The 24,690-nt window shown below is 66.4% G+C and carries 25 protein-coding genes; 8 read left to right on the forward strand and 17 right to left on the reverse strand.

Annotation, left to right across the window (positions count from 1 at the left end; genetic code table 11):
- Positions 1–104: 104 nt before the first annotated feature.
- Together PX653_RS17640 and PX653_RS17645 are read left to right on the forward strand one after the other, a co-directional pair.
- Positions 105–1,595, forward strand: coding sequence for a hypothetical protein (locus PX653_RS17640; protein ID WP_277414053.1), 1,491 nt, complete (start codon positions 105–107; stop codon positions 1,593–1,595).
- A 19-nt stretch (positions 1,596–1,614) separates the two neighbouring features.
- A complete protein-coding gene (locus PX653_RS17645; protein ID WP_277414054.1) occupies positions 1,615–2,853 on the forward strand; it encodes a M24 family metallopeptidase in 1,239 nt (412 codons plus the stop codon).
- A 95-nt stretch (positions 2,854–2,948) separates the two neighbouring features.
- Here PX653_RS17645 and PX653_RS17650 read toward each other — a convergent pair whose 3' ends face one another.
- The 14 genes from PX653_RS17650 to paaA all read right to left on the reverse strand — a co-directional run bounded on the left by PX653_RS17650 (position 2,949) and on the right by paaA (position 16,087).
- Positions 2,949–3,389: a DUF2846 domain-containing protein gene (locus tag PX653_RS17650; RefSeq protein WP_277414055.1), complete on the reverse strand. Its 441-nt coding sequence runs from the start codon at positions 3,387–3,389 to the stop codon at positions 2,949–2,951.
- A gap of 11 nt (positions 3,390–3,400) precedes the next feature.
- Positions 3,401–3,772 (reverse strand): hypothetical protein, encoded by a 372-nt coding sequence (locus tag PX653_RS17655; protein ID WP_277414056.1) that lies wholly within the window; start codon positions 3,770–3,772, stop codon positions 3,401–3,403.
- 436 nt (positions 3,773–4,208) lie between these two features.
- The gene (gene paaZ / locus PX653_RS17660) at positions 4,209–6,254 is read right to left on the reverse strand and encodes a phenylacetic acid degradation bifunctional protein PaaZ (RefSeq protein WP_277414057.1); all 2,046 of its coding nucleotides are present in this window, start codon (positions 6,252–6,254) and stop codon (positions 4,209–4,211) included.
- A 73-nt stretch (positions 6,255–6,327) separates the two neighbouring features.
- Positions 6,328–6,930 carry a phenylacetic acid degradation protein PaaY gene (locus PX653_RS17665; RefSeq protein WP_277414058.1) on the reverse strand — a complete coding sequence of 201 codons (603 nt, stop codon included), beginning with the start codon at positions 6,928–6,930 and terminating at the stop codon, positions 6,328–6,330.
- Positions 6,931–6,934: 4 nt separating this feature from the next.
- Positions 6,935–8,140 carry a 3-oxoadipyl-CoA thiolase gene (pcaF, locus tag PX653_RS17670; RefSeq protein ID WP_277414059.1) on the reverse strand — a complete coding sequence of 402 codons (1,206 nt, stop codon included), beginning with the start codon at positions 8,138–8,140 and terminating at the stop codon, positions 6,935–6,937.
- Positions 8,141–8,150: 10 nt separating this feature from the next.
- Positions 8,151–9,473 carry a phenylacetate--CoA ligase PaaK gene (gene paaK / locus PX653_RS17675; protein WP_277414060.1) on the reverse strand — a complete coding sequence of 441 codons (1,323 nt, stop codon included), beginning with the start codon at positions 9,471–9,473 and terminating at the stop codon, positions 8,151–8,153.
- Between the two features lie 24 nt (positions 9,474–9,497).
- Positions 9,498–9,947 carry a hydroxyphenylacetyl-CoA thioesterase PaaI gene (paaI, locus tag PX653_RS17680; protein WP_277414061.1) on the reverse strand — a complete coding sequence of 150 codons (450 nt, stop codon included), beginning with the start codon at positions 9,945–9,947 and terminating at the stop codon, positions 9,498–9,500.
- Positions 9,940–11,493: a 3-hydroxyacyl-CoA dehydrogenase PaaH gene (gene paaH, locus PX653_RS17685; protein WP_277414062.1), complete on the reverse strand. Its 1,554-nt coding sequence runs from the start codon at positions 11,491–11,493 to the stop codon at positions 9,940–9,942. The genes paaI and paaH overlap by 8 nt, the downstream gene beginning before the upstream one ends.
- Positions 11,494–11,495: 2 nt before the next feature.
- Complete coding sequence (gene paaG / locus PX653_RS17690) at positions 11,496–12,299, reverse strand: 2-(1,2-epoxy-1,2-dihydrophenyl)acetyl-CoA isomerase PaaG (RefSeq protein WP_277414063.1); 804 nt, start codon at positions 12,297–12,299, stop codon at positions 11,496–11,498.
- Positions 12,300–12,414: 115 nt separating this feature from the next.
- A complete protein-coding gene (paaE, locus tag PX653_RS17695; RefSeq protein WP_277414064.1) occupies positions 12,415–13,494 on the reverse strand; it encodes a 1,2-phenylacetyl-CoA epoxidase subunit PaaE in 1,080 nt (359 codons plus the stop codon).
- 4 nt (positions 13,495–13,498) lie between these two features.
- A complete protein-coding gene (paaD, locus tag PX653_RS17700) occupies positions 13,499–14,035 on the reverse strand; it encodes a 1,2-phenylacetyl-CoA epoxidase subunit PaaD (protein ID WP_277414065.1) in 537 nt (178 codons plus the stop codon).
- Position 14,036: 1 nt separating this feature from the next.
- The gene (gene paaC, locus PX653_RS17705; RefSeq protein ID WP_277414066.1) at positions 14,037–14,786 is read right to left on the reverse strand and encodes a 1,2-phenylacetyl-CoA epoxidase subunit PaaC; all 750 of its coding nucleotides are present in this window, start codon (positions 14,784–14,786) and stop codon (positions 14,037–14,039) included.
- A gap of 3 nt (positions 14,787–14,789) precedes the next feature.
- Entirely contained in the window at positions 14,790–15,074 is a 285-nt protein-coding gene (gene paaB / locus PX653_RS17710; protein WP_107140536.1) for a 1,2-phenylacetyl-CoA epoxidase subunit PaaB, read from the reverse strand.
- 11 nt (positions 15,075–15,085) lie between these two features.
- Entirely contained in the window at positions 15,086–16,087 is a 1,002-nt protein-coding gene (gene paaA, locus PX653_RS17715) for a 1,2-phenylacetyl-CoA epoxidase subunit PaaA (RefSeq protein ID WP_277414067.1), read from the reverse strand.
- Positions 16,088–16,196: 109 nt separating this feature from the next.
- Between paaA and PX653_RS17720 the strand changes: the two genes are divergently transcribed.
- Positions 16,197–17,117: a PaaX family transcriptional regulator gene (locus PX653_RS17720; protein ID WP_277414068.1), complete on the forward strand. Its 921-nt coding sequence runs from the start codon at positions 16,197–16,199 to the stop codon at positions 17,115–17,117.
- A 143-nt stretch (positions 17,118–17,260) separates the two neighbouring features.
- Here PX653_RS17720 and PX653_RS17725 read toward each other — a convergent pair whose 3' ends face one another.
- A complete protein-coding gene (locus tag PX653_RS17725; RefSeq protein WP_277414069.1) occupies positions 17,261–18,346 on the reverse strand; it encodes a TRAP transporter substrate-binding protein in 1,086 nt (361 codons plus the stop codon).
- 145 nt (positions 18,347–18,491) lie between these two features.
- On the opposite strand from PX653_RS17725, the gene PX653_RS17730 reads away from it, so the two are divergent.
- Positions 18,492–19,616 (forward strand): M14 family metallopeptidase, encoded by a 1,125-nt coding sequence (locus tag PX653_RS17730; RefSeq protein ID WP_277414070.1) that lies wholly within the window; start codon positions 18,492–18,494, stop codon positions 19,614–19,616.
- Between the two features lie 76 nt (positions 19,617–19,692).
- Here PX653_RS17730 and PX653_RS17735 read toward each other — a convergent pair whose 3' ends face one another.
- Complete coding sequence (locus PX653_RS17735; RefSeq protein ID WP_277414071.1) at positions 19,693–20,424, reverse strand: helix-turn-helix domain-containing protein; 732 nt, start codon at positions 20,422–20,424, stop codon at positions 19,693–19,695.
- Between the two features lie 133 nt (positions 20,425–20,557).
- Between PX653_RS17735 and PX653_RS17740 the strand changes: the two genes are divergently transcribed.
- The 4 genes from PX653_RS17740 (at position 20,558) to PX653_RS17755 (ending at position 23,377) form a co-directional block, all read left to right on the forward strand.
- Positions 20,558–20,962, forward strand: coding sequence for a hypothetical protein (locus PX653_RS17740; RefSeq protein WP_277414072.1), 405 nt, complete (start codon positions 20,558–20,560; stop codon positions 20,960–20,962).
- 79 nt (positions 20,963–21,041) lie between these two features.
- The gene (locus PX653_RS17745; RefSeq protein WP_277414073.1) at positions 21,042–21,440 is read left to right on the forward strand and encodes a hypothetical protein; all 399 of its coding nucleotides are present in this window, start codon (positions 21,042–21,044) and stop codon (positions 21,438–21,440) included.
- Positions 21,441–22,217, forward strand: coding sequence for a DUF2145 domain-containing protein (locus PX653_RS17750; protein ID WP_277414074.1), 777 nt, complete (start codon positions 21,441–21,443; stop codon positions 22,215–22,217). It begins immediately after the preceding gene.
- Positions 22,218–22,291: 74 nt separating this feature from the next.
- Positions 22,292–23,377, forward strand: coding sequence for a hypothetical protein (locus PX653_RS17755; RefSeq protein WP_277414075.1), 1,086 nt, complete (start codon positions 22,292–22,294; stop codon positions 23,375–23,377).
- A gap of 127 nt (positions 23,378–23,504) precedes the next feature.
- On the opposite strand, the gene PX653_RS17760 is transcribed toward PX653_RS17755, so the two are convergent.
- Positions 23,505–24,596 (reverse strand): TRAP transporter substrate-binding protein, encoded by a 1,092-nt coding sequence (locus PX653_RS17760; RefSeq protein ID WP_277414076.1) that lies wholly within the window; start codon positions 24,594–24,596, stop codon positions 23,505–23,507.
- Positions 24,597–24,690: the final 94 nt, after the last annotated feature.

Here is a 24,690-nt window from a genome sequence, read left to right on the forward strand (position 1 = left end):
GCAACCTGGCAGGCAGGTGCCAAGCGGCGCCCTGCCTGCTATCATGACTGTTCCGTCACGGCGGGCTCCCCTATGGGAGCCCGCTGTCTTTTCACCGGCCAGGCATGCCAGATTTGTTCAGCTTCTTCCAACGCTTCCGCTCACCGCCGCGCACCGGCGCTCCCGTCCCGTTCGCGACGTACGACGCCTTCCTGCACCGCTTTACCGATTCGCCCGCGCGCTTTCGCCTGGTTTGCCTGACCGTCGGCGGCTGCGACTGGGGGCGGCACGCGCGCTTTACTGAGCCGGTCGTGAGCGCCGACGGCACCCGGCTGTTCGCATGGGAACTGAAGTGGATACCGCCGCTGCACGAGGACCGCGATTTCCCCCGTACGGGCTGGAACCGGCGCGAGGTGCTGGTGGACCTGGTCGGGTGCACGTTCGTCGCATCCGGCTGGGAAGGCATCCGCATGGCACCCGTGCAGGTGCGGCCACGCTGGCAACTGGGCGGCAAGGCCCGCCCCTGCAAGGCGTTCCGTTCGCCCGTCATGGGACGTGGCGATCCGATCGACCGCGTGACGGACGAGGCCATCGAGTACCGCGACTACCGTACGCCCAGGCGCACCGCCTGGGCCGGCCTGACGGCCATCCATTTCGAGAAGCAGGCCGTCAATACCAATGAGCTGCCCGTATTGTGGGCGAACCTGCGCACGGGCGACCATCACGCGACCGTATCGCTGCCACCCGAACCCACCCACCCCTTCTACGCCCGGCTGGTGGCGCAGGGGATGCTCCCGCTTGCCGCGCTGGAGCGCTTCCTGGCGACCGAGGACGAGTGCGAGCTGACGGTGCTGTCCACGCTGGGCGATCTCAGGCTGGGCAAGCTCGATGGCGATGCCGCGCTGCGGGCGCTGGTAGATGTCGATCCCGATGCGCCGGTCGACCTGGGCGGCCTGGTGGTCGAGCGCCTGCGGCCATCGCACCGCAACCGCGACAAGGACAGCTTCCCCCCGGACAGCTGGTACTTCACCTTCTCGACGATCAACGGCAAGGCGGCCGAGACACAGATGCTGGACGAGGTGAAGCACTGGCTCGCTACGCTGGGCCCTGCATGGACACACGAGTTCCGCCGCGACTGGAGCCAGTTCCTCGAATTGCGCAGCCCGGCGCTGGAGCTGCGCCTGAACTACAGCCGCTCGGAAGGGTTCGGCTCGATCGGCTATACCGCAAACCACTATCGGCGCATGCTGCTGGCCACGTACGGTACCGATTTCGCTCCCACCCGTTCCAGCGTCATTCCCAACGCCACGGTATCGTCGCGCTACGGCCGCCCGCCCGAGTGCCTGCTGCCAACGCCCGACGCCCTGCATCGCCCGCAGCTGACGCTGTGGCGCGACGAGCATGGCCGCTGCGGCATCACCGATGAAGGCTGGCTGTACCTGTGGCGCCGCGACGAGGTCGCTGCCATCGAAGACGGCGTCAGCGACGAATATGCCGACCGGGGCGGACCGTACTACGAGATCGACATCGTCTTCCACGGCGGCGCCAGGCTGACGCTGCGGCGAGGCAACGGCAGCGCCGCGCAACTGAGCGAATTTTTTGAATCGACCCCATAACGACAACCACGGAGCACACATGAACACCATCGGCATCGGCATCGGCGGCAAGAGCATCGAGGAAGCACTGGCAGGGCTGGAAGACATGACGGCAGGCGCCGTTCCCATCGGCCGCGAGGAACACCTGGCGCGTATCGCCAAGGCGCAGGCCTATATGCAGCGCGAAGGCATTGCGGCCGTCTACCTGAACGCCGGTGCCAACCTGCTGTATTTCACGGGCACGCGCTGGTACGCCAGCGAACGCATGGTCGGCGCCATCCTGCCCGCCACGGGCGCGCTGGAATACATGGCGCCGGCGTTCGAGCACGATACGCTGAAGGACTTCATGCTGGTCGACGGCCCCGTCAACTGCTGGGAGGAGCACGAAAGCCCGTACCGTCTCTTCGTCGACGTGCTAGCGCGGATGGGCATCGCGCAGGACGAGACACGGCCGCCGCGCGTTGGCATCTGCGAGAGCGCCGCGTTCTTCATCTACGACGGCATCCGTCCGCTGGCCACCGGCTACGCGCTGGAAAACGCCCGCGCCGTGACGGCGCACTGCCGCACCCGCAAGTCGCGCGCCGAGATCGCGCTGATGCAGCGCGCGATGGACATGACCCTGGCCGTGCACGTGGCCACCGCCAGCATCCTGCGCGAAGGCATCTCGACGACCGAGGTGGAGGAATTCATCGCCCGCGCCCACCGCAAGGTCGGCGCATCCGGCTCCTATTTCTGCATCGTGCTGTTCGGCCCCGCCACCGCCTTCCCGCACGGCGTCAGCTACGTCCAGACCCTCAAGGCCGGCGACACGGTGCTGATCGACACGGGCTGCAAGCTGCACAACTACATTTCCGACATCACGCGCACGTACGTGTACGGCACGCCGAGCGAGCGCCAGCGCTTCGTGTGGAATGCGGAAAAGGCGGCCCAGCAGGCCGCGTTCGAAGCAGCCCGCCTGGGCGTGCCATGCGAGGAAGTGGATGCGGCCGCGCGCCGTTCGCTGGAAGCCAACGGTTTCGGCCCCGGCTACAAGCTGCCCGGCCTGCCGCACCGCACGGGCCACGGCATCGGGCTGGACATCCACGAGTGGCCCTACCTCGTGGGCGGCGACAGGACGCCGCTGGACGTGGGGATGTGCTTCTCGAACGAACCGATGATCTGCGTGCCGGGCGAATTCGGCATCCGCCACGAGGACCATTTCTACATGACGGAGCATGGGCCGGTGTGGTTTACGCAGCCGGCCCACTCGATCGACGATCCGTTCGGGCTGCGCGGCTGACGGGTCAGCGAGCCGCTAGACACCGGGGACAGGCACCGATCTTCGCGTCTTCGACTCGCAGACGAGTGCCTGTCCCCAAGGGTTCTCGACGGCGATTACTTCGCTGGCGCGCCGATGTAGCTCAGCTCGGAGAGCTCCTTCAGCGCTTCTTCCTGACCGACAAGTTCAGGCTTGACGTGGCCGACCAGTACGCCCATCGAGACGGAGGTGCGCACATACTTGGTCTCGCCTTTGTCGAGCACGAACGTCAGCTTGTTCGTCGCTTCGGTGCTGGTCTGCGCTTCGTGCGCACCTGGCGCCGCGTCGACGTAGAAGTAGCCGCCCGGCTTGGATTGGCCGACCGCGGCGCCGTCCAGCTTGATGTCGGGACGCAGCGCGCCGCCGACAAAGCTGTTCACGCGGTAGAAGTACACGCGGCCTTGTTCCGCGGTCAGCTTTGGCGTCGAGACCTGCTGGTCCGCGAATTTTGGACCGGTTGCGGCGCAACCCGTCAGAGCGGCCAGCAAGGCGATAGCGCCCAGTTTGATGATTTTCATTGTTATCCCTGTTAATGGAAGTGGAGTGTGATCGGGGACTGCAATGCCGTGAAGCCGCGCTCCACAGGCAGGTAGAAGCCCACCAGGCGGTCACCTTCGATGACCAGCCAGGCTTCGTGGGCATGCGAGCCTTCCAGCGTCAGCACGTCGCCGACGGGCTTGTGAATGGCGCCCTGGGCGATCGTCCCTGCAGCCACCCAACGGCTGCCCGCGCGTAAAACGCGCTTGAAGCCGGTGCCGATATCGATCTCGGCGCTGCGCGCCAGCATGCGCGGCTGGGCGGCGGACGGATTTGGGGTATAGGTAGCGGGGATGTGGCTGACGGCGGCGCAACCGCCGAGATTCAACGCTGCGAGCAGCAGGAGGGCAGGCATTTTTTTCATGCCCGTATGCTACACCCAATAACCAAAAGAAATCTCTCGAATTGTCACGTTCGAGTGTTTGCTCTACATGTTCGCGTGTCGCGATGGGGTCTGTTCCCAAGGGAACTGCCCCGGAGTGCGAGCGGACCGCCGCAACGCCACGGAGAACTTCATGCTCAGTCCCGAGTGCCGCCAAGTTAAGAGATTTTGATATCAGTACTACAGCTTCGAGGCTTGGGTCAGTCCCGCTTTTTGGAGCGGTCCTGCGACCCGGCTGCCTGCGGTTGTTACCGCGCAGATCCATGGTTCTGCGATTAAAACCAGGGTCAGTCCCTTGCAGGGACAGATCCTGAGCATGCGCCCGTCGGCTTAACTTAGCGCCATTCGGGTCAGCCCCCGCCGTGCGCTCGATCGACGATCCGTTCAGGCGCGGCCGGGGACTCGGCGGTACCAGGTTCTACATGCGCTTCGACACCAGGGTCAGGATGTCATAGCTGGCCACCAGCTCGTCGTTCTGGTTCGTCACCTGCACGTCCCAGGCCACGACGCCCTGGCCGACGCCCTTGTCGTCCTTGCGGTTGCGGTCGACCTTGCGCTTGCACGTCAGGCGGGCGCGGATCGTATCGCCGATCGCCACCGGCGTGATGAAGCGCAGGTTGTCCAGGCCGTAGTTGGCCAGCACGGGGCCCGGTGCCGGCGACACGAACAGGCCGGCGGCGGCCGACAGCACGAAGTAGCCGTGCGCGATGCGCTTGCCGAACTGCGTATCCTTGGCTGCGATCTCGTCGAAGTGCATGTAGAAATAGTCGCCCGAGACGCCGCCAAAATTGACGATGTCCGCCTCGCTCACCGTGCGGCGGTGCGTCAGCAGCGAATCGCCCACCTGCAGGTCCTCGAAATGCTTGCGGAACGGGTGCACTTCGCTCTCGCGCACGGCGCCACCGCGCACGTATTCGCCCGTGATTGCCGACAGCATCGTCGGCGAGCCCTGCACCGCCGCGCGTTGCAGGAAGTGCTTGACGGCGCGGATGCCGCCCAGCTCCTCGCCGCCGCCGGCGCGGCCCGGGCCGCCGTGCTTCAGTTGCGGCAGTGGCGAGCCGTGGCCCGTCGAATCGACCGACGCCTCGCGCTCCAGCACCAGCACGCGCCCGTGGTGCGCGGCCGCCATCGGCACCGCGTAGGCGGCCGTGGCAGGATCCTTCGTCACCAGCGTCGATACCAGGCTGCCCTTGCCGCGCGCCGCCAGCGCCAGCGCCTCGTCGATGCCGTCGTACGTCATCATGGTGCTGACGGGACCGAAGGCTTCGACGTCGTGCACCGCGTCGTTCTCCATCGCATTGCGGCACATGACCAGGGTAGGCGAGAAGAACGCGCCATCGTGCACGCCGTCGCCGACCAGTTTCAATTCCTCCGGATGGCCGTACAGCAGCTCATTCCCGGCCAGCAGGCGCTCGACCTGGGCGGCCACGTCGCGCTGCTGGTCTTTCGACGCCAGCGCGCCCATGCGCACGCCGTCGATGGACGGGTCCCCCACTGTGATCTTGGCCAGTCGCTCGCGCAGCCGCTCGGCCACGTTGTCGGCCTGCTGGCGCGGCACGATGATGCGGCGGATCGCCGTGCATTTCTGGCCCGCCTTGCCCGTCATCTCGCGCGCCACTTCCTTGACGAAGAGGTCGAACTCGGGGTCGTCCGGCGTCACGTCCGGCGCCAGGATCGCGCAGTTCAGCGAATCCGCTTCCGCCGTGAACGGCACGGAGTTGGCGATCAGGTTGCGATTGCTGCGCAGCTTCGCGGCCGTGTCGGCCGAACCTGTGAAGGTGACGGCGTCGAAGCCGGTCAGGCGGTCCAGCAGGTCGCCGGTACTGCCGATGACCAGCTGCAGCGCGCCTTCCGGCAGCAGGTTCGACTCGTGCACCATGCGCACCAGCGCTTCCGTCAGGTAGCTCGTCGCCGTGGCCGGCTTGCCAATGCAGGGCATCGCCGCCAGGAAGCTGGGCGCGAACTTTTCCAGCAGGCCCCAGATGGGGAAGTTGAACGCGTTGATGTGCACGGCGATGCCGCCCTTCGGCACCAGGATGTGGGTACCGGAAAAGCCGCCCCGCTTGCCCAGCGCCATGGCGGGGCCTTCGTGCAGCACGTTCGAGGACGGCAGCTCGCGGCTGCCCATGCTGGCGTACGCGAACAAGGTGCCGATGCCGCCTTCCACGTCCACCCAGCTGTCGGCGCGCGTGGCGCCCGTCAGGTGAGAAATGCGGTACAGCTCTTCCTTGCGCTCCATCATGTACAGCGCCAGCGCCTTCAGCGCCGCCGCACGCTGCTGGAAGTCCAGCTTCATCAACGCCGGAATGCCCGTCTTGCGGCCATACTCGACGGCCTCGCCGAAGTCGATCGACTCCGCGTGGGTATGATAGATCAGCTGGTTGTTCAGCGCGCCGTGCAGCGGCGTGTGCGCTTCCTTGCCGTGCCAGCGGCCGGCGATGAAGCTTTGCAGGGTGGTTGCCATCTTTGTCTCCGATTCTCGACTTATTAACCCTTGGGGACTAACACCGTTCCAGCGGAACGGAGCCTGTCCCCGTCTATTCTTTATGGACGTGCAGCGGCAGCGAACTTTCCCACTGCATGCGTGCGCGGTCCGGCTCCACCTCGGTCAGCGCCTCGACCTCGCGCATCGTCTCGCGCGAGCGCACCGCCAGTTCGTGGTACTGGCCCGTGCCGATGTTCTTCCATTCCAGCTCGGCGTCCGTGACCTGGCGCACGATGCGCGCCGGCGTGCCGATGACCATGCTGCGCGGCGGGATCTCCATGCCTGCCTTGACGAAGCACATGGCGGCGACGATGCTCTCTGCGCCCACCACCGCGTTGTCCATCACGACGGCATTCATGCCCACCAGCGCGTTGCGGCCGATGCGACAGCCGTGCAGTACGGCGCCGTGACCAATATGGCCGTCCACTTCGATGACGGTGTCCGACCCGGCGAAGCCGTGCATCACGCAGGTGTCCTGCACGTTCACGCCCTCTTCCAGGATCAGGCGGCCGAAATCGCCGCGCAGCGACGCCAGCGGTCCCACGTAGCAGCGCGGCCCGACGATGACGTCGCCGATCAGTACCGCCGTCGGGTGCACGTAGGCGCTGGGATGCACCACCGGGCGGATGCCGTTGATCTCGTAGACCTTGACCATCGCGTCACACCCGTTCGATGACGATGGCGATGCCCTGCCCCACGCCGATGCACATCGTGCACAGCGCATAGCGCCCGCCCGTGCGTTCGAGCTGGTTGACGGCCGCCGTGACGAGGCGCGCGCCGGAAGCCCCCAGCGGGTGGCCCAGGGCGATCGCGCCACCGTTCGGATTGACGTGCGGCGCATCGTCAGCCAGCCCCAGGTCGCGGGTGACAGCCAGGCCCTGGGCGGCAAACGCTTCGTTCAATTCGATCACGTCCATCTGGTCGATGGTCAGGCCCAGCTGCGCCAGCAGCTTTTTCGATGCCGGCGCCGGCGCGAAGCCCATGATGCGCGGCTCGATGCCGGCGGTGGCCATGCCCAGCACCTTGGCGCGCGGCTTCAGGCCGTACTGCTCGACCGCCTTGCTGGACGCCAGCAGCACGGCGCAGGCGCCGTCGTTGATGCCGGACGCGTTACCGGCCGTGACGGTGCCGCCAGCGCGCACCACCGGCTTCAGCTTGGCCAGCTGCTCCAGCGACGTGTCGGGACGCGGCGCTTCGTCCGTATCGAACACCTTCGGGTCGCCCTTCTTCTGCGGCACCGTCACGGGCACGATCTGGCCCTTGAACGCGCCCGCTTCGTGCGCGGCGGCCCAGCGCTGCTGGCTGCGCAGTGCGAACGCATCCTGGTCGGCCCGGCTGACGTTGAACTGCTCGGCCACGTTCTCGGCCGTTTCCGGCATCGTGTCGATGCCGTATTGTTCCTTCATGCGCGGGTTGACGAAGCGCCAGCCGATCGTCGTGTCCTCGATCTTCGCCGTGCGGGAGAAGGCGGTATCGGCCTTGGCCATGACGAACGGCGCGCGCGTCATGCTTTCCACGCCGCCGGCGATGACGAGGTGCGCTTCGCCGGCCTTGATCGCACGGGCCGCCGTGCCGACGGCGTCCAGGCTGGAGCCGCACAGGCGGTTGACGGTGTTGCCGGGCACCGAAGGCGGCAGCCCGGCAAGCAGCGCGGCCATGCGGCCCACATTGCGGTTGTCCTCGCCGGCCTGGTTGGCGCAGCCGTAGATCACGTCGTCGACCTGCGACCAGTCCACGCCGGGATTGCGTTCGACCAGCGCGGCAATGGGCAGCGCGGCCAGGTCGTCGGCCCGCACGGACGCGAGCGCGCCGCCAAAGCGGGCGAACGGGGTACGGATGGCATCGCAGATATAGGCTTCGTTCATGGTTTCTTCCTCAGTTGCGGGGTCGTTTGTCGATGACGCGCCTGGCCTTGCCCGTCAGCGTGCGTTCGATGCTGTCGGCAGCCAGCAGGCGCACCCGGGTGGTGACGCCCACGTACGTCTTGATATGGTGTTCCAGTTCGCGCGCCAGGCTGTCGATGGCGTTGTCGGTCAGGGTGCCCGTGATCTCGGGGCGCAGCTCGCCGACGACGTCCAGCTTGTCCAGGTGGCCGTCGCGCGTGACGATCAGCTGGTACTGCGGCGCCAGTTGCGGCATCTTGAGGATCAGTTCCTCGATCTGGGTGGGGAACACGTTGACGCCGCGGATGATCAGCATGTCGTCCGAGCGCCCCGTGATCTTGCCCATGCGGCGCATGGCGCGCGACGTCGGCGGCAGCAGCCGGGTCAGGTCCTTGGTGCGGTAGCGGATGACGGGCATCGCTTCCTTCGTCAGCGACGTGAACACCAGTTCGCCCTCGCTGCCGTCCGGCAGCACCTCGCCCGTTTCCGGGTCGATAATCTCGGGATAGAAATGGTCTTCCCAGATGACGGGACCATCCTTGCTCTCGATGCACTCGCTGGCGACGCCAGGCCCGATCACTTCGGACAGGCCGTAGATGTCCACTGCGTCGATACCGGCGCGCTGCTCGATTTCCCCGCGCATGGCATCCGTCCACGGTTCCGCGCCGAAAATGCCGACCTGCAGCGACGACGCGGCCGGGTCCAGGCCCTGGCGGCGGAATTCCTCGATGATGTTCAGCATGTACGACGGCGTGACCATGATGATCGAGGGCTTGAAATCCTGGATCAGCTGTACCTGCTTTTCGGTCTGGCCGCCGGACATCGGCACGACCGTGCAGCCGAGGCGCTCGGCGCCGTAATGCGCGCCCAGGCCGCCCGTAAACAGGCCGTAGCCGTACGAGATGTGCACCATGTCGCCGGGGCGGCCGCCGGCGGCCCGGATCGAGCGCGCCACCATGTTCGCCCACATGTCGATATCGTTCCGGGTATAGCCGACAACCGTGGCCTTGCCGGTGGTGCCGCTGGACGCGTGGACACGTACTACCTGCTCGCGCGGCACGGCGAACAAGCCGAACGGATAATTGTCGCGCAGCGTGGACTTGTCCGTGAACGGGAATTTCGCCAGGTCCGCCAGCGTGTTCAGGTCGTCCGGATAGACGCCCTTGGCATCGAACGCGGCGCGGTAGTGCGCCACGTTGTCGTAGGCGTGGCGCAGCGACTGTTTCAGCCGCTGCAGCTGCAGTGCCTGCAGTTCGTCGCGGCTGGCGCGCTCGATCGGTTCCAGGTCCGCTGGCGCGGGTTGGCGTTGCACCATGGGTGTCTCCCTCGTTGGGTTGCTTCAGGACTGGCGGGGGACGACCTCGCCGCCGACCCGGTGCGACTTGCCCCGGAACGTGGCGACCAGGCGGCCGTCCTGGTTGACGACGTCGACATCGTAGATGCCGGTCTTGCCGGCCAGCGCCCGCTCGGTCGCCTGCGCGGTCAGCACGTCGTCCTGGCGGCCTGGCGCCAGGTAATCGATGGTGCAGCCTGCCCCCACCGTGTTCAGGTTGTGGCTGTTGCAGGCAAACGCGAACGCACTGTCCGCCAGCGCGAAGATGAAGCCGCCGTGGCAGGAGCCATGCCCGTTCAGCATGTCGGCCCGGATGCGCATCGACATGCGGGCGTAGCCGGGCCGGATCTCGTCCAGCGTCATGCCCAGCCCCTGGCTGGCGGGATCGCGCGCGTACATGGCGGCGCCGGCCGCCTTGGCCAGCGCGTCGGCATCGGTCATCGGCAGATCACGCATGAATGTTGTTCCCGGCGGCCTGGCGGCGGCGCAGCAGCGGCGACACGCGATAGCGGTCCTCGCCATACGCGGCGGCCAGGTTGTCCAGCACGGTGACGATATGGCCGACCCCGACGGCGTCGGCCCAGGCCAGCGGCCCGCGCGGATAGTTGACGCCCTTCTGCATGGCGATGTCGGCGGCGGCGGCGCTGCACACGCCCTGGTGGACGGCGTCGGCCGCCTCGTTGGCCAACATCGCGACGGTGCGCATGACGGCCAGGCCCGGCACGTCGTCCAGCCGCGTGACGGTGAAGCCGGCGGCCTGGAACAGCGCGACCGCGGCGTTGCACGCGGCCGGGCTGCACTGGTCGGCCGCAGCAATGGCGATGCGGGTGGCGTTGGCGGCATCGCCGACCAGGTCGAACACCACGGTATCGTCGTGCCGGTTGGCGTGGGCCCGCGCGGTGGCCGTGCGCCCGTCCGTCAGGTAGATTGCCGCACCATGGCAATGGAACGCCGGCGCTTCGCCATGCTGGTGGCCCTCGGCCGAGGTGCGATGGCGCACGTCGATGCCATGGGCGTGGAAGCGCTCCAGCATCGCCGCCGTCTGGCGACCGTCCGCGCCCGCCTCCAGGCTGTGGCCCACGTAATCGGGCCGCGGCAGCGGCGCTTCCGCCTGCACGGCCGGGGCCTCGGCGCCATCGCCATAGCGGTAGCAGCCGCGGCCCGACTTGCGGCCCAGGAAGCCCGCATTGACCATCTCCTGCTGCAGCACGGACGGCGTGAAGCGCGGGTCGCCATAGTAGGCATCGAATACGGAGCGGGTCACGGAGAAGTTCACGTCATGGCCGATCAGGTCCATCAGCTCGAAGGGCCCCATGCGGAAGCCGCCCGCTTCGCGCAGCACGGCGTCGATCGTGGCCGCATCCGCCGCCTGTTCCTGCAGCAGGCGCCAGCCCTCGGCATAGAACGGCCGCGCGACGCGGTTGACGATGAAGCCCGGCGTGGATTTGGCATGCACGGGATTCTTGCCCCAGCTGGCGGCCGTGTCGTACACCGTGTTGGCCACCTGCGCGTCCGTGGCGAGGCCGCTGATCACTTCGACCAGCGCCATCAGCGGCACCGGGTTGAAGAAGTGCATGCCGACCAGGCGTTCTGGCCGGCGCAGCTTGGCGCCGATCGCCGTGATCGAGATGGACGACGTGTTGGTGGCCAGGATCGCATCCTGCGCAACGATGCCTTCCAGCTCCGCGAACAGGCCGCGCTTGACGTCCAGGTCCTCGACGATCGCTTCGATCACCAGCTTCGCATCGGCCACGTCGGCCAGGCTCGTGACGGCGTGCAGGCGCGCGCGGGCCGCTTCGGCTTCCGCGTGCGTCATCTTGCCCTTGTCGGCCAGCTTGCTGTAGATGGTGCCGATGCCGGCCAGGGCGACCGTGATGGCTTCGGCGCGGGTGTCGTACAGCTTCACGGTGTGACCGGCGGCGGCCGCCACCTGGGCGATGCCGGAACCCATCGCGCCGCTGCCGATGACGGCGACGACACTGCCTGGTTGGAGCGCTGCCATCGTCATTCTCCCTTGAAGTGTGGCGTGCGTTTGGCGATGAAGGCATCGACGCCTTCGCGATAATCGTGGCTGTAGCCCAGTTCGCGCATCATCTCGCCTTCCAGCTTCAGCTGCTCGGGCAAGGTGTTGGCGTAGCTCTGGTGGATGGCGCGCTTGGTGAACGCCAGGCCCTTGGTGGGTGCGCAGGCGAAGTGCTCGGCCAGCGCCAGCGCTTCCGTCATCAGGGTTTCGTCCGGCAGCGCTTTCCAGATCAGGCCCCACTGCTCGGCGCGATCGGCCGTCAGCTTCTCGCCCAGCATGGCGAGGCCCATCGCGCGGGCATGGCCGATCAGGCGCGGCAGGTGCCACGTGCCGCCCGTGTCCGGGATCAGGCCCAGCTTGCAGAAGGCTTCGATGAAGGAGGCCGACTTCGCGGCCAGCACGATGTCGCAGGCCAGCGCCAGGTTGGCGCCCGCCCCTGCCGCGACGCCATTGACCGCGCAGATGACGGGCAGCGGCAGCTCCTTGATGGCGAGCACCAGCGGGGCATAGAACTTTTCGACGGAGTCGCCCAGGTCGACGCCCTTGGCGCCCGGCTCCACGGCGCGGTCGGACAGGTCCTGGCCGGCGCAGAAGCCGCGCCCGGCGCCCGTCAGCACCAGCACGCGCACGGATCGGTCGGCGCGCAGGCGCTCGAACGCGTCGCGCACTTCCAGGTGCATGGCTTGCGTGAAGCTGTTCAGTTTATCCGGACGGTTCAGCGTCAGTTGGGCGATGCCGTTGTGGATGGTGAACAGGATGTTGTCGTAGGTTTTCTGGTCTGTCATGGTGTCTCCTCCATTTCACCCGAAGGGCAGAGGCCGGGGTCAGACCCGCCGGGACTCGGCGTCCCCGTCTGCCCCCAGTTCCTGGTTCCGGGTCAGGTTTGGTTGCGGCGGCTCTTTACTCGGCCTGGTCGAAATCGACGATCACCCTGTCGGTCGCCGGGAAGCTCTGGCAGCTCAGCACGAAGCCCCGCGCGATCTCGTAATCCTCCAGCGCGTAGTTGACGTCCATGTCCACCTTGCCCTCGACGACCTTGCAGCGGCACGTCGAGCATACGCCGCCCTTGCACGAGTAGCGCATTTCCAGGCCCGCGCGCAGGCCGGCGTCCAGGATCGATTCCTTGTCTTTCTCCATCGTAAACGTGGCCGCGTTGCCGTCCTGGATCACGGTCACTTCCGTCAGGTGCTGCGCGGCGCCGGTGTCGAGCGCGCGCGGCTCGTGCTGGTGGCGCGGGATCGACGCGGCAAACAGCTCGACCTTGATGGCCGACTTGGGCATGCCCGCTTCCTGCAGCGCTTCCGAAACGCCCAGCATCATGTCCTCCGGCCCGCAGATGAAGGCGGTGTCGTAGTCGGCGATGTCGATCCAGTGCTGCAGGAACTGTTGCGTCTTTTCCTTCGTGATGCGACCGTTGAACAGGTCGATGTCCTGCTGCTCGCGGCTCATCACGTAGACGATGTTGAGGCGCTCCAGGTACGTGTCCTTCAGCTCCATCAGCTCGTTCTTGAAGATGACGGACGACGAAGCCCGGTTACCGTAGAACAGCGTGAAGCGGCTCTGCGGTTCCGTCAGCAAGGTGGTCTTGACGATCGACAGGATCGGCGTGATGCCGCTGCCGGCCGCGAAGGCCACGTAGTTCTTCGCCTGGGTAGCGTCCAGCGGCACGTTGAAGTGGCCCATCGGCGGCATCACCTCGATCACGTGGCCGGGCTTCAGGTGTTCGTTGGCCCAGGTGGAGAACGCGCCGCCGGGGGTGCGCTTGATGGCCACGCGCAGGCTGCCGTCCTGCACGGCGGAGCAGATCGAGTACGAGCGGCGCAGGTCTTCGTCGTTCACCAGCGCGCGCAGGGTCAGGTGCTGGCCCTGCTGGAAGCGGAAGCTGTCCTGCAGCTCGGGCGGCACGGCGAACGTGACGGCAATGCAGTCGCGCGTTTCGTTGTGGACCTTTGAAACGGGCAGCGGATGGAATTTGCTCATGGTGTCAGTGGCACTTGAAGTAATCGAAGGGCTCGCGGCAGTCCAGGCACTTGTACAGCGCCTTGCAGGGCGTGGAGCCGAACTGGCTGGTGAGTTCCGTATGCGTGGAGCCGCAGTGCGGGCAAGCGACTGTGGGGAGGATGCTGGCACGGCGCGAGACGGCGGCGGCCAGGCCGCCGCCGCGCAGGCCCGAAATGTCGATGACCTGCTGGGCGGGCGGTGCGATACCGTAGTCCTTCAGCTTGATCCTGGCGTCTGCGCTCATCCAGTCGGTCGTCCACGCGGGCGACAATTGCGTAGCGACAGTGACCTGCGCCACGCCATGCTCGCGCAGGGCTTCCTGCACGGCGGTCTCGATGACCTGCATGGCGGGGCAGCCGGAATACGTCGGCGTGATCGTCACGCTGACCGCGTCGCCGGCGACATGCACGTCGCGCACGATGCCCAGGTCGACGACGGAAATCACGGGGATTTCCGGATCGGGCACGTCGGCCAGCCAGGCCCAGACCTGGGCTGCCGTCAGCTGCGTCGCCGCTTGCATGTCACCACTCGGCGCCGGGATAGGCGCGCTGCAGGAACTGCATCTCGGCCAGCAGGTAGCCCAGGTGTTCGCTGTGGCGGCCCTGCTTGCCGCCCTTCTGCATCCAGGCGTCCGCCGGGGGCATCGTCAGCGTCGCTTCGCCGAAGATGTCGCTGACGTGGTCCAGCCACTGCTGGCGCAGCTGCGCGGCCGGCGGCGCGACGCCGACGGCGACCATCGCTTCGTCCACGCTGTCGTAATTGAACACCTCGCCCGTGTACATCCACAGCTCGTCGGCGGCTGTTTGCGTGTAGCGGTGGCTGGTTTCCGTGCCGTCGCCCAGGCGCACGACCAGGTCGCCGCTGCGGCGCAGGTGGTACGTGACTTCCTTCAGCGATTTTTCCGCGATCTCCGCGATGCGCCGGTCGGTGGACTGCGTCAGTGCGCCGATCAGGAAGTAGTGCCACGTGTCGAAGAAGAACTGGCGCATCAGGGTGTGGGCGTAGTTGCCGTTCGGCTGTTCGACCAGCAGCACGTTCTTGAAGTCGTGCGCGTCGCGCAAGTAGGCCAGCGCATCCTCGTCGCGGCCCTGGCCTTCCAGTTCGCCCGCATACGTCAGCCACATGCGCGCCTGGCCCAGCAGGTCGAGCGCGACGTTCGTCAGCGCCATGTCTTCTTCGAGTGCAGGGCCCTTGCCGCACAGTTCGGACAGGCGCTGGCTCAGCACCAGGGCGTTGTCGCCCAGGCGCAGCAGATAAGCGAATTTGTCCATGGCTTACAAATTCTTGACTTCTTCCGGCATCGGGAAGAAGGTGGGGTGGCGATAGACCTTGCTGTTCGCGGGCTCGAACAGCGCGCCCTTGTCGGCGGGGCTGCTGGCGACGATGTCGGCGGCGCGCACGACCCAGATCGACACGCCTTCATTGCGGCGCGTGTAGACGTCGCGCGCGTTATTGACCGCCATCTCCGCATCCGGCGCATGCAGGCTGCCCACGTGCTTGTGGGCCAGGCCGTGCTGGCTGCGGATGAACACTTCCCACAATGGCCATTCCTTGCTCATGTCTTGTCTCCTCAGGCCGCGGCCTTGGTGTTTGCTTTTTTCCCGGCGTGTTTTTCCGCATGCGCGACGAGCGCCTCGCGGAACCATTCGCCGTCTTCCCAGGCCTTGACGCGCGTGCGCAGGCGCTCGCGGTTGCAGGGGCCGTTGCCCTTCAGGACAGCGTGGAACTCGGCCCAGTCGATCTCGCCGAACTCGTAATGGCCCGTCTCGGCATTCCACTTCAGGTCGGGGTCGGGAATCGTCAGGCCCAGGTACTCGGCCTGGGGCACGGTCTGGTCGACCATGCGCTGGCGCAGCTCGTCGTTCGAGAACAGCTTGATGCGCCATTGGGTGGACTGCGCGCTGTTGACCGACTCGGCGTCCGACGGGCCGAACATCATCAAGGACGGCCACCACCAGCGGTTCAGCGCATCCTGCGCCATGGCCTTCTGCTCCGGCGTGCCCTTGGCCAGCGACATCATGATGTCGTAGCCCTGGCGCGCATGGAACGACTCTTCCTTGCAGACGCGGATCATGGCGCGCGAATACGGGCCGTACGAGCAGCGGCACAGCGGGATCTGGTTGATGATGGCGGAGCCGTCGACGAGCCAGCCGATGGCGCCCATGTCGGCCCACGACAACGTCGGGTAGTTGAAGATGCTGGAGTATTTCGCTTTACCCGAGTGCAGGGCGGCCAGCAGCTCGTCGCGCGACACGCCCAGCGTCTCGGCGGCGCTGTACAGGTACAGGCCGTGACCCGCTTCGTCCTGGATCTTGGCCAGCAGGATCGATTTGCGTTTCAAGGTCGGCGCGCGCGTTACCCAATTTCCCTCTGGCAATTGGCCGACGATTTCGGAGTGGGCGTGCTGGGAGATCTGCCGGATCAGCGTCTTGCGGTACGCCTCCGGCATCCAGTCCTTGGCCTCGATCTTGACGCCGGCGTCGATGCGCTCCTGGAACAGGCGCTCTTCCTCGCTCATGTCGTCCAGCGTGCGGACGTTTTTCAGTCCGGTTTCCACCATTTGTGCGTACATGTCTCCTCCTGGTTGAAAACATCATACGATACATAATCCTGTTTGACTACGTCTTTTTTGTGTCATATTGAATTTCCGTATCCTGTTGGGCCAGCTTACAATAGCCGTCATGCGTACTCCTTCTTCAGTAGGCGACTGGATCGACCAGTCCCTGACCCTCGACCCGCCCCGCTCCAAGTCCCTCCTGATGACGATCTTCGGCGACGCCGTCGTGCCGCACGGCGGGATGGCGTGGCTGGGCAGCCTGATCGAGCTGGCGGCGCCGTTCGGCATCAACGACCGGCTGCTGCGCACGTCGATCTTCCGCCTGGCGCAGGAGGGCTGGCTGGGCGCGCAGCGCGACGGCCGCCGCAGCAACTACGCCATCACACCGGAGGCGATGCAGCGGTTTACGCGCGCGTTCCGGCGTGTGTATGCAGCGCCCAACGTGCACTGGCACGGCAGCTGGACGTTCGTGCTGGGCACCGCCGGGCTGACGGCCACCGAGCGCGCGACGTTGCGCAAGGAACTGCTGTGGGAAGGTTATGCGGTCGTCGCGCAGGGCATCGCGGGGCACCCGGCCGCCGACGCGGCCGCGCTGGACGACCTGCTGGGCCGCCTCGGCATGCGCGGCAAGGTCTATGTCGTGCAGGCGGCGCAGCTGCCGGGCGTGCAGGGCAAGCCGCTGGCCGAGCTGGTGGCCGAGGGCTGGGATCTGTCGGAGGTGATCGGCGGCTACCAGCGCTTCATCGAACGCGTGGCGCCGTTGCGGGAGTTATTGAAAGGCGAGCTGTCGCCCGAGCAGGCATTCATGGTGCGCACGCTCGTCATCCATGCCTACCGGCGCGTGCAGCTGCACGACCCGCAGTTGCCGGTCGAGCTGCTGCCGGAACCATGGCCCGGCGCCGCCGCGTTCGAGCTGGCGCGGCAGCTGTACCTGGCAACCTACGAGGCAGCGGAACAGCACATCTTCGACGCGCTGCGGCGCGAGGACGCCGCCACGCCGGCGCTGGAGCCGACGTTTTACGACCGTTTCGGCGGGCTACGCTAGCGTTCGTGTCCACCGTGGGGTCACACCCCGACACGGACACGGACTGGGCTGTCCATGCCCGTACCTACTGCGGCTGAGCTCGTGTCTTTGTCGGGGTGTGACCCCAAGGTGGACACGGGCTCGGCCGTTGCCTTGTTTGCCGCTTATTTGCGCCCTGCGCTGATCAGGTAGTTCTGCATCGTGGCTTCCGCGACGGAGGCCCATTGGTTCTGGTCGTGGCGGAATTTCTTCCAGGGTTCGTAGATCTTGCGGAACTTGGCGTTTTTCGCCGCCTCTTCCTCCATCACGGCCGTGGAATGCTTGTAGGCGGCGTCCATCACATCCTTGCTGAAGTTGCGCAGCTTGGCGCCGTTCTTCATCAGGCGCGCCAGCGCGGCCGGGTTCTTCGTGTCGTACTCGGCCTGCATGACGACATGGCATTCGTAGCTGGCCGCTTCCAGCGCGGCCTGGTATTGCTTCGGCAGCTTGTCCCATTCCTTCTGGTTGACGTAGAACGACAGCTGCGGCCCCGCTTCCCACCAGCCCGGCGAGTAGTAGAACGGCGCCACGCGGGCCAGGCCCAGTTTCTCGTCGTCGTACGGGCCGACCCACTCGGCCGCATCGATCGTGCCCTTCTCCAGCGCGGCGTAGACATCGCCGGCGGGGATCTGCTGCGGCACCACGCCCATGCGCTCCATCACGCGGCCGGCGAAACCGGCGACGCGCATCTTCAGGCCCTTCAGGTCGGCGACGGACTTGATCTCCTTGCGGTACCAGCCGCCCATCTGCGTGCCTGTGTTCCCGCCCATGAAGTTGACGATGCCGTAGCCCTTGTAGAACTCGCGCAGCAGCTCGCGCCCGCCGCCCTGGTCGAACCACGCCGTCTGCTGGCGCGACGTCAGGCCGAACGGCACCGCGCAGTCGAACGCGAACGTGGGGTCCTTGCCGAAGTAGTAGTACGCGGGGGTGTGGCCGATTTCCACGGTGCCCGCCTGCACGGCGTCCATCACCTGCAGGCCCGGCACGATCTCGCCGGCGGCGAACTGGCGGATCAGGAACTTGCCGCCCGTGAGCTGGGCCACGCGCTTGACGAAGTTCTCGGCGGAGCCGGCGATGGTGTCGAGCGTCTTGGGGAAGCTGGACGCCAGGCGCCAGTTGATCGTGGGCTGGACCTGCGCCAGCGCGGGTGTCGCGATGGTGCCGGCGCCGGCGGCGACGGCGGTATTCTTCAGAAAGGAACGGCGTTGCATGAAGTCTCCTGGATGAGCAAATGCTGCGGGCCATTGTAGCGGGGATTATCGAAAAGGCCACAGTGCCCCGTGCCACCGCCGGGCAAAGCCGGTATCATGTCGCCTTCGCGCCACGCGCGCCTCCCAAACATCACCAGGACACACAATGTCTATCAAGATCAGCAGCCAGTTCGATGCTGGCGCCATCGACGTCGTCAGCGTTACCAGCGCGGGCGACATCGACGTCAATATCCGCAAGGACTCCCACGCCGACATCATCCAGTGGTTCTACTTCCGCGTGCAGGGCGCGCAGGCCACCGAGCTGACCATCCGCTTCATGAATGCCGGCAAGGCCGCCTATGCCGACGGCTGGCAGGACTACCAGGCCGTGGCCAGCTACGACCGCGACACGTGGTTCCGCGTGCCGACCAGCTTCGACGGCGAAGTCATGACGATCGAGCACACGCCCGAATACGACAGCGTCTACTACGCCTACTTCGAGCCGTATTCGTGGGAACGCCACCTGGCGCTGCTGGACAGCGCGCAGCTGTCGCCGCTGGCGCAGCTGGTCGACCTGGGCAGCACCGTGGAAGGGCGCGACCTGAACATGCTGATCGTGGGCGACGAGGACGCGCCGAAGAAGGTCTGGGTCATCGCGCGCCAGCACCCGGGCGAGACGATGGCGGAGTGGTTCGTGGAAGGCATGCTGGAAGCGCTGCTGGATCCGGCCGACCCGTTCGCCAGCCAGTGCCTGAAGGAAGCCGTGTTCTACGTCGTGCCGAACATGAACCCGGACGGCTCCGTGCGCGGCAACCTGCGCACCAACGCGGCCGGCGCCAACCTCAATCGCGAGTGGCACACGCCGACGATGGAACGTGCGCCGGAAGTCTACCTCGTCAAGCAGAAGATGCTGGAGACGGGCTGCGACCTGTTCCTGGACATCCATGGCGACGAAGGCCTGCCGTACGTATTCGTGGCCGGCAGCGACTCGCTGGAGAATTTCACGCCCGAGCAGAAGGCCGAGCAGGAGCGCTTCATCGAGGACTTCAAGATCGCCAGCCCGGACTTCCAGAGCGAATTCGGCTACCCGGACGCGCCGTTCACGCCGGAGGTACTGACGATGGGTTCGCCGCACGCGACGCACGCCTTCGGCTGCCTGGCGCTGACGCTGGAGATGCCGTTCAAGGACAACGCCAACGATCCCGATCCGGTCAACGGCTGGAACGGCGCCCGCTCCATGAAGCTGGGTGCGGCCGTGCTGCAGCCGGTGCTGCGGGCACTGCGCCGGTAACGGCATGACCCATGGTGACAGGCGCTGATCCGGGCGAATGACTTCGCCCGGATCGGTGCCTGTCGCCTGCGGATTTCTATCGCAACAACGCCTTGAACGCCTGCGGCACCCATGGCCGCGCGGCCAGCAGGAACGTCACGGCATGCCGCTCTTCGTACGGCAGCCGGGCATCCTCCTGGTGCTGGCGCGAGAACTCGTCGGCCACCTGGCGCAGCCGCTCCAGCAGCGCGCGCGACGAGGCCGGCGACAGCATCACGCTGACGAGGCGCAGCAATTCGCCCTGGCCGTCGAAATGCGCGTCCAGGTAATCCCCATACGCCTCGCGGCGGAACCAGTTCTGGATCGGCCCATCGGGAATCCAGCCGAACGTGCGCGCCACCAGCAGCTTGACGCGGTTGTTCGGCTTCAGCACCAGGAAGCCGATACGGTCGAGACGCAGCAGGCACTGCACCGCTTCCGCCTCCGTGAGGCGGTACGTCGCCACGATGCGCTCCAGCGGCACCTCGTTCAGCGCCGCGACGGCCACCACCAGCAGGCGGAGGTCGCCGATCAGCTCTTCCTCCTGCGCATACGTCAGCTGCGCGATCAACTGCGGTGCATCGGCGGCGGCATGCGCCAGCTCGACGAAATCGATGCCCAGCACGCCCAGCACCTGCTCCAGCCGCGCCAGCGAGAAACTGCGCTCGGCAAACAGGCGCTTGACGCTGGCCTCCGACATGTCGATCTGCCGGGCCAGCATCCCGTACGTGATGCCGCGTTGCTTCAATTGGCGTTTCAACGCATCGACCAGCAGCGCAGAACTGGACATTCGACATCTCCACCATAAAAAGTATCGAAAAATGATACCACGATGTTGTAGATGAGTTACTTGCATCACGGCCGTTGTCGGCGCCGCCAAACCCGGCCATCATGGCGCCACTGACCACTCACCGGACTCCACCATGAAACGCTTGCTGTTTGCCTCCCTGCTCTGCTTCACCTGCGCCGCCGCGCCTGTCGCCAGCGCCGCCGACGCCTCCGCGCCGTCGGCGGCCGTGAGCGAAGTCACCGGTTCCCTGGTCGCCGGTTCGCTCGTCACGGTGGCTGTCGGCGGCAGCCTGGTGGTCGCCAGCGTGCAGACGGTCGGTGACGGCCTGGAACTGTTGCTGAAGAACCTCGTCGACGGCAGCACCGCGACGGTCCGGCTGTCCGGTAAAGCGGCCCAGGGCCTCTCCGTTGCCGCCGGCACGGCCGTGCAGGTCGTTGCCACGGGCACGGGCCACGTGCTGATGGCTTCCGGCAAGGCGCTGGCGTTCATCCCGAACGAAGCCGGCAAGGCCTTGATCCGGAGCGGCAAGGCCGGCTGATCGCTAGCATCGTGCAAGTCGATTGCGGGCCTCGCGCGGATCGGCGATGATCGCGGCACGTTACCCCTGGAGTTACCGCATGAAACGTTTCATCAGTGCCATCCTGCTGGCGGCCACCTGCGCCGCCGCCCCTGCCCACGCCGATCCTTCCGCCGGCTCGCAAGGCCTCAGCTACCTGTCGGGCCCCGTCGTGCTGGGCTCCATCGTCACGGTCGGTGCCGGCGGCAGCGTGGTCGTCGAGTCCGTCAAGACCGTGGGCGATGGCATCGAGGTGGTGCTGAAAAGCCTGGCGGACACCAGCCGCGCCACCGTGCGCCTGTCCGGCCAGGGCGCGCAGACACTGTCGATCGGCGCCAGCACGGCGCTGGACGTCGTCGCCACGTCCACCGGCCACATGCTGGTCGCCTCTGGCAAGGTGCTGGCGTTTATCCCGAATGAACTGGGCAAGGCGCTGCTGCACCACTCGGAGGCAAGCTGAATGAAGCGCTGGTTGCTGGTGGCCTGCCTCACCCTGGCCACACCCGCGTGGGCCGGCCGCCACTGCGAGGAAAAGCCGCTGTCGGTCGCGGACACCGTCAAGTCGATGGACCTGGCGAAGAAGACCTTCGATACGCTCGACGCCAGCGGCGCCCAGGTCGCGCTGGTCTCGCGCGTGGGCCAGGACCTGTCCAAGTACGGCTTGAAGTATTCCCACATGGGCATCGTCGTGCGCGACCATCCGGAGGGCCGCTGGACCGTCGTGCATGAGCTGAACGAGTGCGGCACGGCCGGCTCGAACCTGTACAACGAAGGGCTGGGCAACTTCTTCCTGTCCGACCTGTACCGCTACGAGGCGGAGGTCGTGATTCCGGATGGCGCCACGCAGGAACGCCTGGCGCAGCTGGTCGCCAGCCGCACCGCGCGCCGGCTGCACGAGCCGAAGTACAACATGCTGTCGTACGTGTACTCCACCCGCTACCAGAACTCCAACCAGTGGGTGCTGGAGACCTACGCGGCGGCGGCCGCGCCGAAGGGCCAGGTGGAAACCCGCGCCGAGGCGCAGAACTGGCTGAAGCAGGCCGGCTATGCTCCCGTGACGATCCGGGTGCGCTCGCTGACGCGGCTGGGCGGGCGCATGTTCCGCGCCAACGTGGCCTTCGACGACCATCCGTTCGAGCGCCGCATGGCGGGCCAGATCGATACGGTGACGACCGTCTCGATCGTCAACTTCGTGCGCGCGACCGACCCGCAGGCCAAGGTGATGTATATCGAATGAGCGAATAAACGGATGCACGCAAGCGCCGCCGGCGGGCTTATCATCGCAGCATCGACGACACGCGGGAGGCGATCATGCGCAGCATCTTGTCCGGTCTTTGCCTGCTGGTCCTGCTGACAGGATGCACGACCCCGTACCGCCCGCCGCAATTCCTGGAGGCGGACGCGAAGTTCCCCGGCCTGATCGACTTCGTCGCCAAGGCCGGCGGCGCCGACGTCCTGCTGGTGCACGGCATGTGCACCCACGACACCACCTGGGCCGACGACACCGTTGCCACGCTGGCAAAACAGCTGGCGGCCAACGTCAGCCCGACGCGTACACGCTCCGGCGGCAGCGGCATCGTGATCGTTCCTGCCCGCATCGACACGCCGCAAGGCCCGCTGCGCATCAAGTCGCTGATCTGGTCGCCGCTGACGACGCCCATCAAGCAGCAACTGTGCTACGACCGCAGCGACCAGGCGGCCATCTGCACGGAAACGCCACCCTTCCCGCACCAGCGCGCCCGCATCAACGCGCGCCTGAAGAACAAGCTGGTCGACGATTGCCTGCCCGATGCGCTGATCTACCAGGGCGTGGGCCGGCAGGCAATGCAGGCGCGCATGCGCGAGGCCATCCTGGAGGCCACGGCGGATGCGGACCCGCTGGCGCCGCTGGTCGTCATCTCGGAAAGCCTGGGCAGCAAGATCCTGTTCGACACGCTGGTGGCGATGACGGAAGAGGAAACGTCGAGCCGGGCACGGGAGAGCGCGCTGCGCGACGTGCGGCGCATGGCCTACCTGATCATGGCGGCCAACCAGATCCCGCTGCTGCACACGGCCGAGCAGGTGCCGCAGCCGGATGCCGGCGTGGCCGTGCAGGCCGCGCCGCCGGACAGCCTGGCGAAGCTGCTGGAAAAACGCCAGGGCGAGGCGAAGGACCGCCGCGTCCCGCTGGCCGCGCTGACGTTGATCGCGTTCACGGACCCGAACGACCTCTTGTCGTACACGCTGCCGCCGGAACGCTATCCGGGCGCCATCGTGCACAATGTGCTGGTATCGAACGACCGCACCTATCTCGGCTTGCTGGAGAATCCGGTGACGGCGCACCTGGGGTACCTGCCGAATCCGGACGTGGGGAGCTTGATCAGCTGCGGGGTGCCGCGCAGCCGGTGGTGCAAGTAGAGTACGGGCCGCGCGAAGTTGCGGGGGTCTGTCCCTTCAGGGACTGACCCCGAAGTCGGCTCGAATGGCGGAAGTCGACGACGAACTTCGGGGTCGGTCCCCTGCGGGGGACAGACCCCAATGCCTCTTACTTCGCGGCGCGGCCGGCGCTGATCAGGTAGTTCTGCATCGTGGCCTCGGCCACGGAGGCCCACTGGTTCTGGTCCTGGCGGAAGCGCTTCCACGGCTCGTAGATCTTCTTGAACTTGGCGTTCTTCGCCGCTTCCTCTTCCATCACCTGCGTGGCCGTCTTGTAGCACGCGTCCATCACATCCTTCGGATAGTTGCGCAGCTTGACGCCGTTCTTCAACAGGCGCGCCAGTGCGGTCGGGTTCTTGACGTCGTACTCGGCCTGCATGCCCACGTGCGCCTCGTACGTCGCCACTTCCACCGCGGCCTGGTATTCCTTCGGCAGCTTTTCCCATTCCTTCAGGTTGACATAGAACGAGAACGAGGCCGACGCTTCCCACCAGCCGGGCGCATAGTAGAACGGCGCGACCTTGAAGAAGCCCAGCTTCTCGTCGTCGTACGGGCCCACCCATTCGGCCGCGTCGATGGTGCCCTTTTCCAGCGCCGGGTAGATATCGCCACCGGCCAGCTGCTGCGGCACGACGCCCAGGCGTTCCAGCACGCGGCCGGCAAAGCCCGCCACGCGCATCTTGGTGCCTTTCAGGTCCGCGACCGACTTGATCTCCTTGCGGAACCAGCCGCCCATCTGCGTGCCCGAGTTCCCGCCCAGGAAATTGATGATGTTGTAGTCCTTGAAGAACGCCCGCGTCAGCTCGCGCCCGCCACCCTGGTCATACCACGCCGTGTGCTGGCGCGACGTCAGGCCGAACGGCACCGCGCAGTCGAACGAGAACGTGGCATCCTTGCCGAAGTAGTAGTACGACGCGCTGTGGCCGCATTCGACGGTACCCGCCTGCACGGCGTCCATCACCTGCAGGCCCGGCACGATTTCCCCGGCCGCGAACGAGCGGATGTTGAACTTGCCGCCGGTCAGCTGCGAGATGCGCTTGGTAAAGATGTCGGAGGCGCCGAAGATCGTGTCGAGCGACTTGGGGAAGCTGGAAGCCAGGCGCCAGTTGATGGTGGGTTGCGTTTGCGCCAGGGCGGGTGCGGCGATCAGGCCGGCGCCGGCACCGGCGGCGGCCTTGGTCAGAAAGGAACGGCGTTCCATACGGGTGTGTCTCCTGTGTTTTTATGACGTTCGGAAAACGTTATTACTCGACACAGTGTAGGGAAACGCTATCGGCGTTGCAACGAAAATATCG

The organism is Pseudoduganella chitinolytica (genome assembly GCF_029028125.1).
Taxonomy (GTDB): Bacteria; Pseudomonadota; Gammaproteobacteria; order Burkholderiales; family Burkholderiaceae_D; genus Rugamonas; species Rugamonas chitinolytica.

Excerpts from the sequence above, each read along its gene's own strand:
- PX653_RS17735 (WP_277414071.1), bottom strand. The coding sequence starts at position 20,424 with ATGTCCAGTTCTGCGCTGCTGGTCGATGCGTTGAAACGCCAATTGAAG.
- paaC (WP_277414066.1), bottom strand. The coding sequence starts at position 14,786 with ATGGACAAATTCGCTTATCTGCTGCGCCTGGGCGACAACGCCCTGGTG.
- PX653_RS17645 (WP_277414054.1), top strand. The coding sequence starts at position 1,615 with ATGAACACCATCGGCATCGGCATCGGCGGCAAGAGCATCGAGGAAGCA.
- paaK (WP_277414060.1), bottom strand. The coding sequence starts at position 9,473 with ATGGTGCAACGCCAACCCGCGCCAGCGGACCTGGAACCGATCGAGCGC.
- PX653_RS17750 (WP_277414074.1), top strand. The coding sequence starts at position 21,441 with ATGAAGCGCTGGTTGCTGGTGGCCTGCCTCACCCTGGCCACACCCGCG.
- PX653_RS17650 (WP_277414055.1), bottom strand. The coding sequence starts at position 3,389 with ATGAAAATCATCAAACTGGGCGCTATCGCCTTGCTGGCCGCTCTGACG.
- paaI (WP_277414061.1), bottom strand. The coding sequence starts at position 9,947 with ATGCGTGATCTGCCGATGACCGATGCCGACGCGCTGGCCAAGGCGGCC.
- paaZ (WP_277414057.1), bottom strand. The coding sequence starts at position 6,254 with ATGGCAACCACCCTGCAAAGCTTCATCGCCGGCCGCTGGCACGGCAAG.
- PX653_RS17640 (WP_277414053.1), top strand. The coding sequence starts at position 105 with ATGCCAGATTTGTTCAGCTTCTTCCAACGCTTCCGCTCACCGCCGCGC.
- paaB (WP_107140536.1), bottom strand. The coding sequence starts at position 15,074 with ATGAGCAAGGAATGGCCATTGTGGGAAGTGTTCATCCGCAGCCAGCAC.
- PX653_RS17740 (WP_277414072.1), top strand. The coding sequence starts at position 20,558 with ATGAAACGCTTGCTGTTTGCCTCCCTGCTCTGCTTCACCTGCGCCGCC.
- paaA (WP_277414067.1), bottom strand. The coding sequence starts at position 16,087 with ATGTACGCACAAATGGTGGAAACCGGACTGAAAAACGTCCGCACGCTG.
- PX653_RS17745 (WP_277414073.1), top strand. The coding sequence starts at position 21,042 with ATGAAACGTTTCATCAGTGCCATCCTGCTGGCGGCCACCTGCGCCGCC.
- PX653_RS17655 (WP_277414056.1), bottom strand. The coding sequence starts at position 3,772 with ATGAAAAAAATGCCTGCCCTCCTGCTGCTCGCAGCGTTGAATCTCGGC.
- paaG (WP_277414063.1), bottom strand. The coding sequence starts at position 12,299 with ATGACAGACCAGAAAACCTACGACAACATCCTGTTCACCATCCACAAC.
- PX653_RS17665 (WP_277414058.1), bottom strand. The coding sequence starts at position 6,930 with ATGGTCAAGGTCTACGAGATCAACGGCATCCGCCCGGTGGTGCATCCC.
- PX653_RS17755 (WP_277414075.1), top strand. The coding sequence starts at position 22,292 with ATGCGCAGCATCTTGTCCGGTCTTTGCCTGCTGGTCCTGCTGACAGGA.
- paaD (WP_277414065.1), bottom strand. The coding sequence starts at position 14,035 with ATGCAAGCGGCGACGCAGCTGACGGCAGCCCAGGTCTGGGCCTGGCTG.
- PX653_RS17725 (WP_277414069.1), bottom strand. The coding sequence starts at position 18,346 with ATGCAACGCCGTTCCTTTCTGAAGAATACCGCCGTCGCCGCCGGCGCC.
- PX653_RS17730 (WP_277414070.1), top strand. The coding sequence starts at position 18,492 with ATGTCTATCAAGATCAGCAGCCAGTTCGATGCTGGCGCCATCGACGTC.
- paaH (WP_277414062.1), bottom strand. The coding sequence starts at position 11,493 with ATGGCAGCGCTCCAACCAGGCAGTGTCGTCGCCGTCATCGGCAGCGGC.
- PX653_RS17720 (WP_277414068.1), top strand. The coding sequence starts at position 16,197 with ATGCGTACTCCTTCTTCAGTAGGCGACTGGATCGACCAGTCCCTGACC.
- paaE (WP_277414064.1), bottom strand. The coding sequence starts at position 13,494 with ATGAGCAAATTCCATCCGCTGCCCGTTTCAAAGGTCCACAACGAAACG.
- PX653_RS17760 (WP_277414076.1), bottom strand. The coding sequence starts at position 24,596 with ATGGAACGCCGTTCCTTTCTGACCAAGGCCGCCGCCGGTGCCGGCGCC.
- pcaF (WP_277414059.1), bottom strand. The coding sequence starts at position 8,140 with ATGAACGAAGCCTATATCTGCGATGCCATCCGTACCCCGTTCGCCCGC.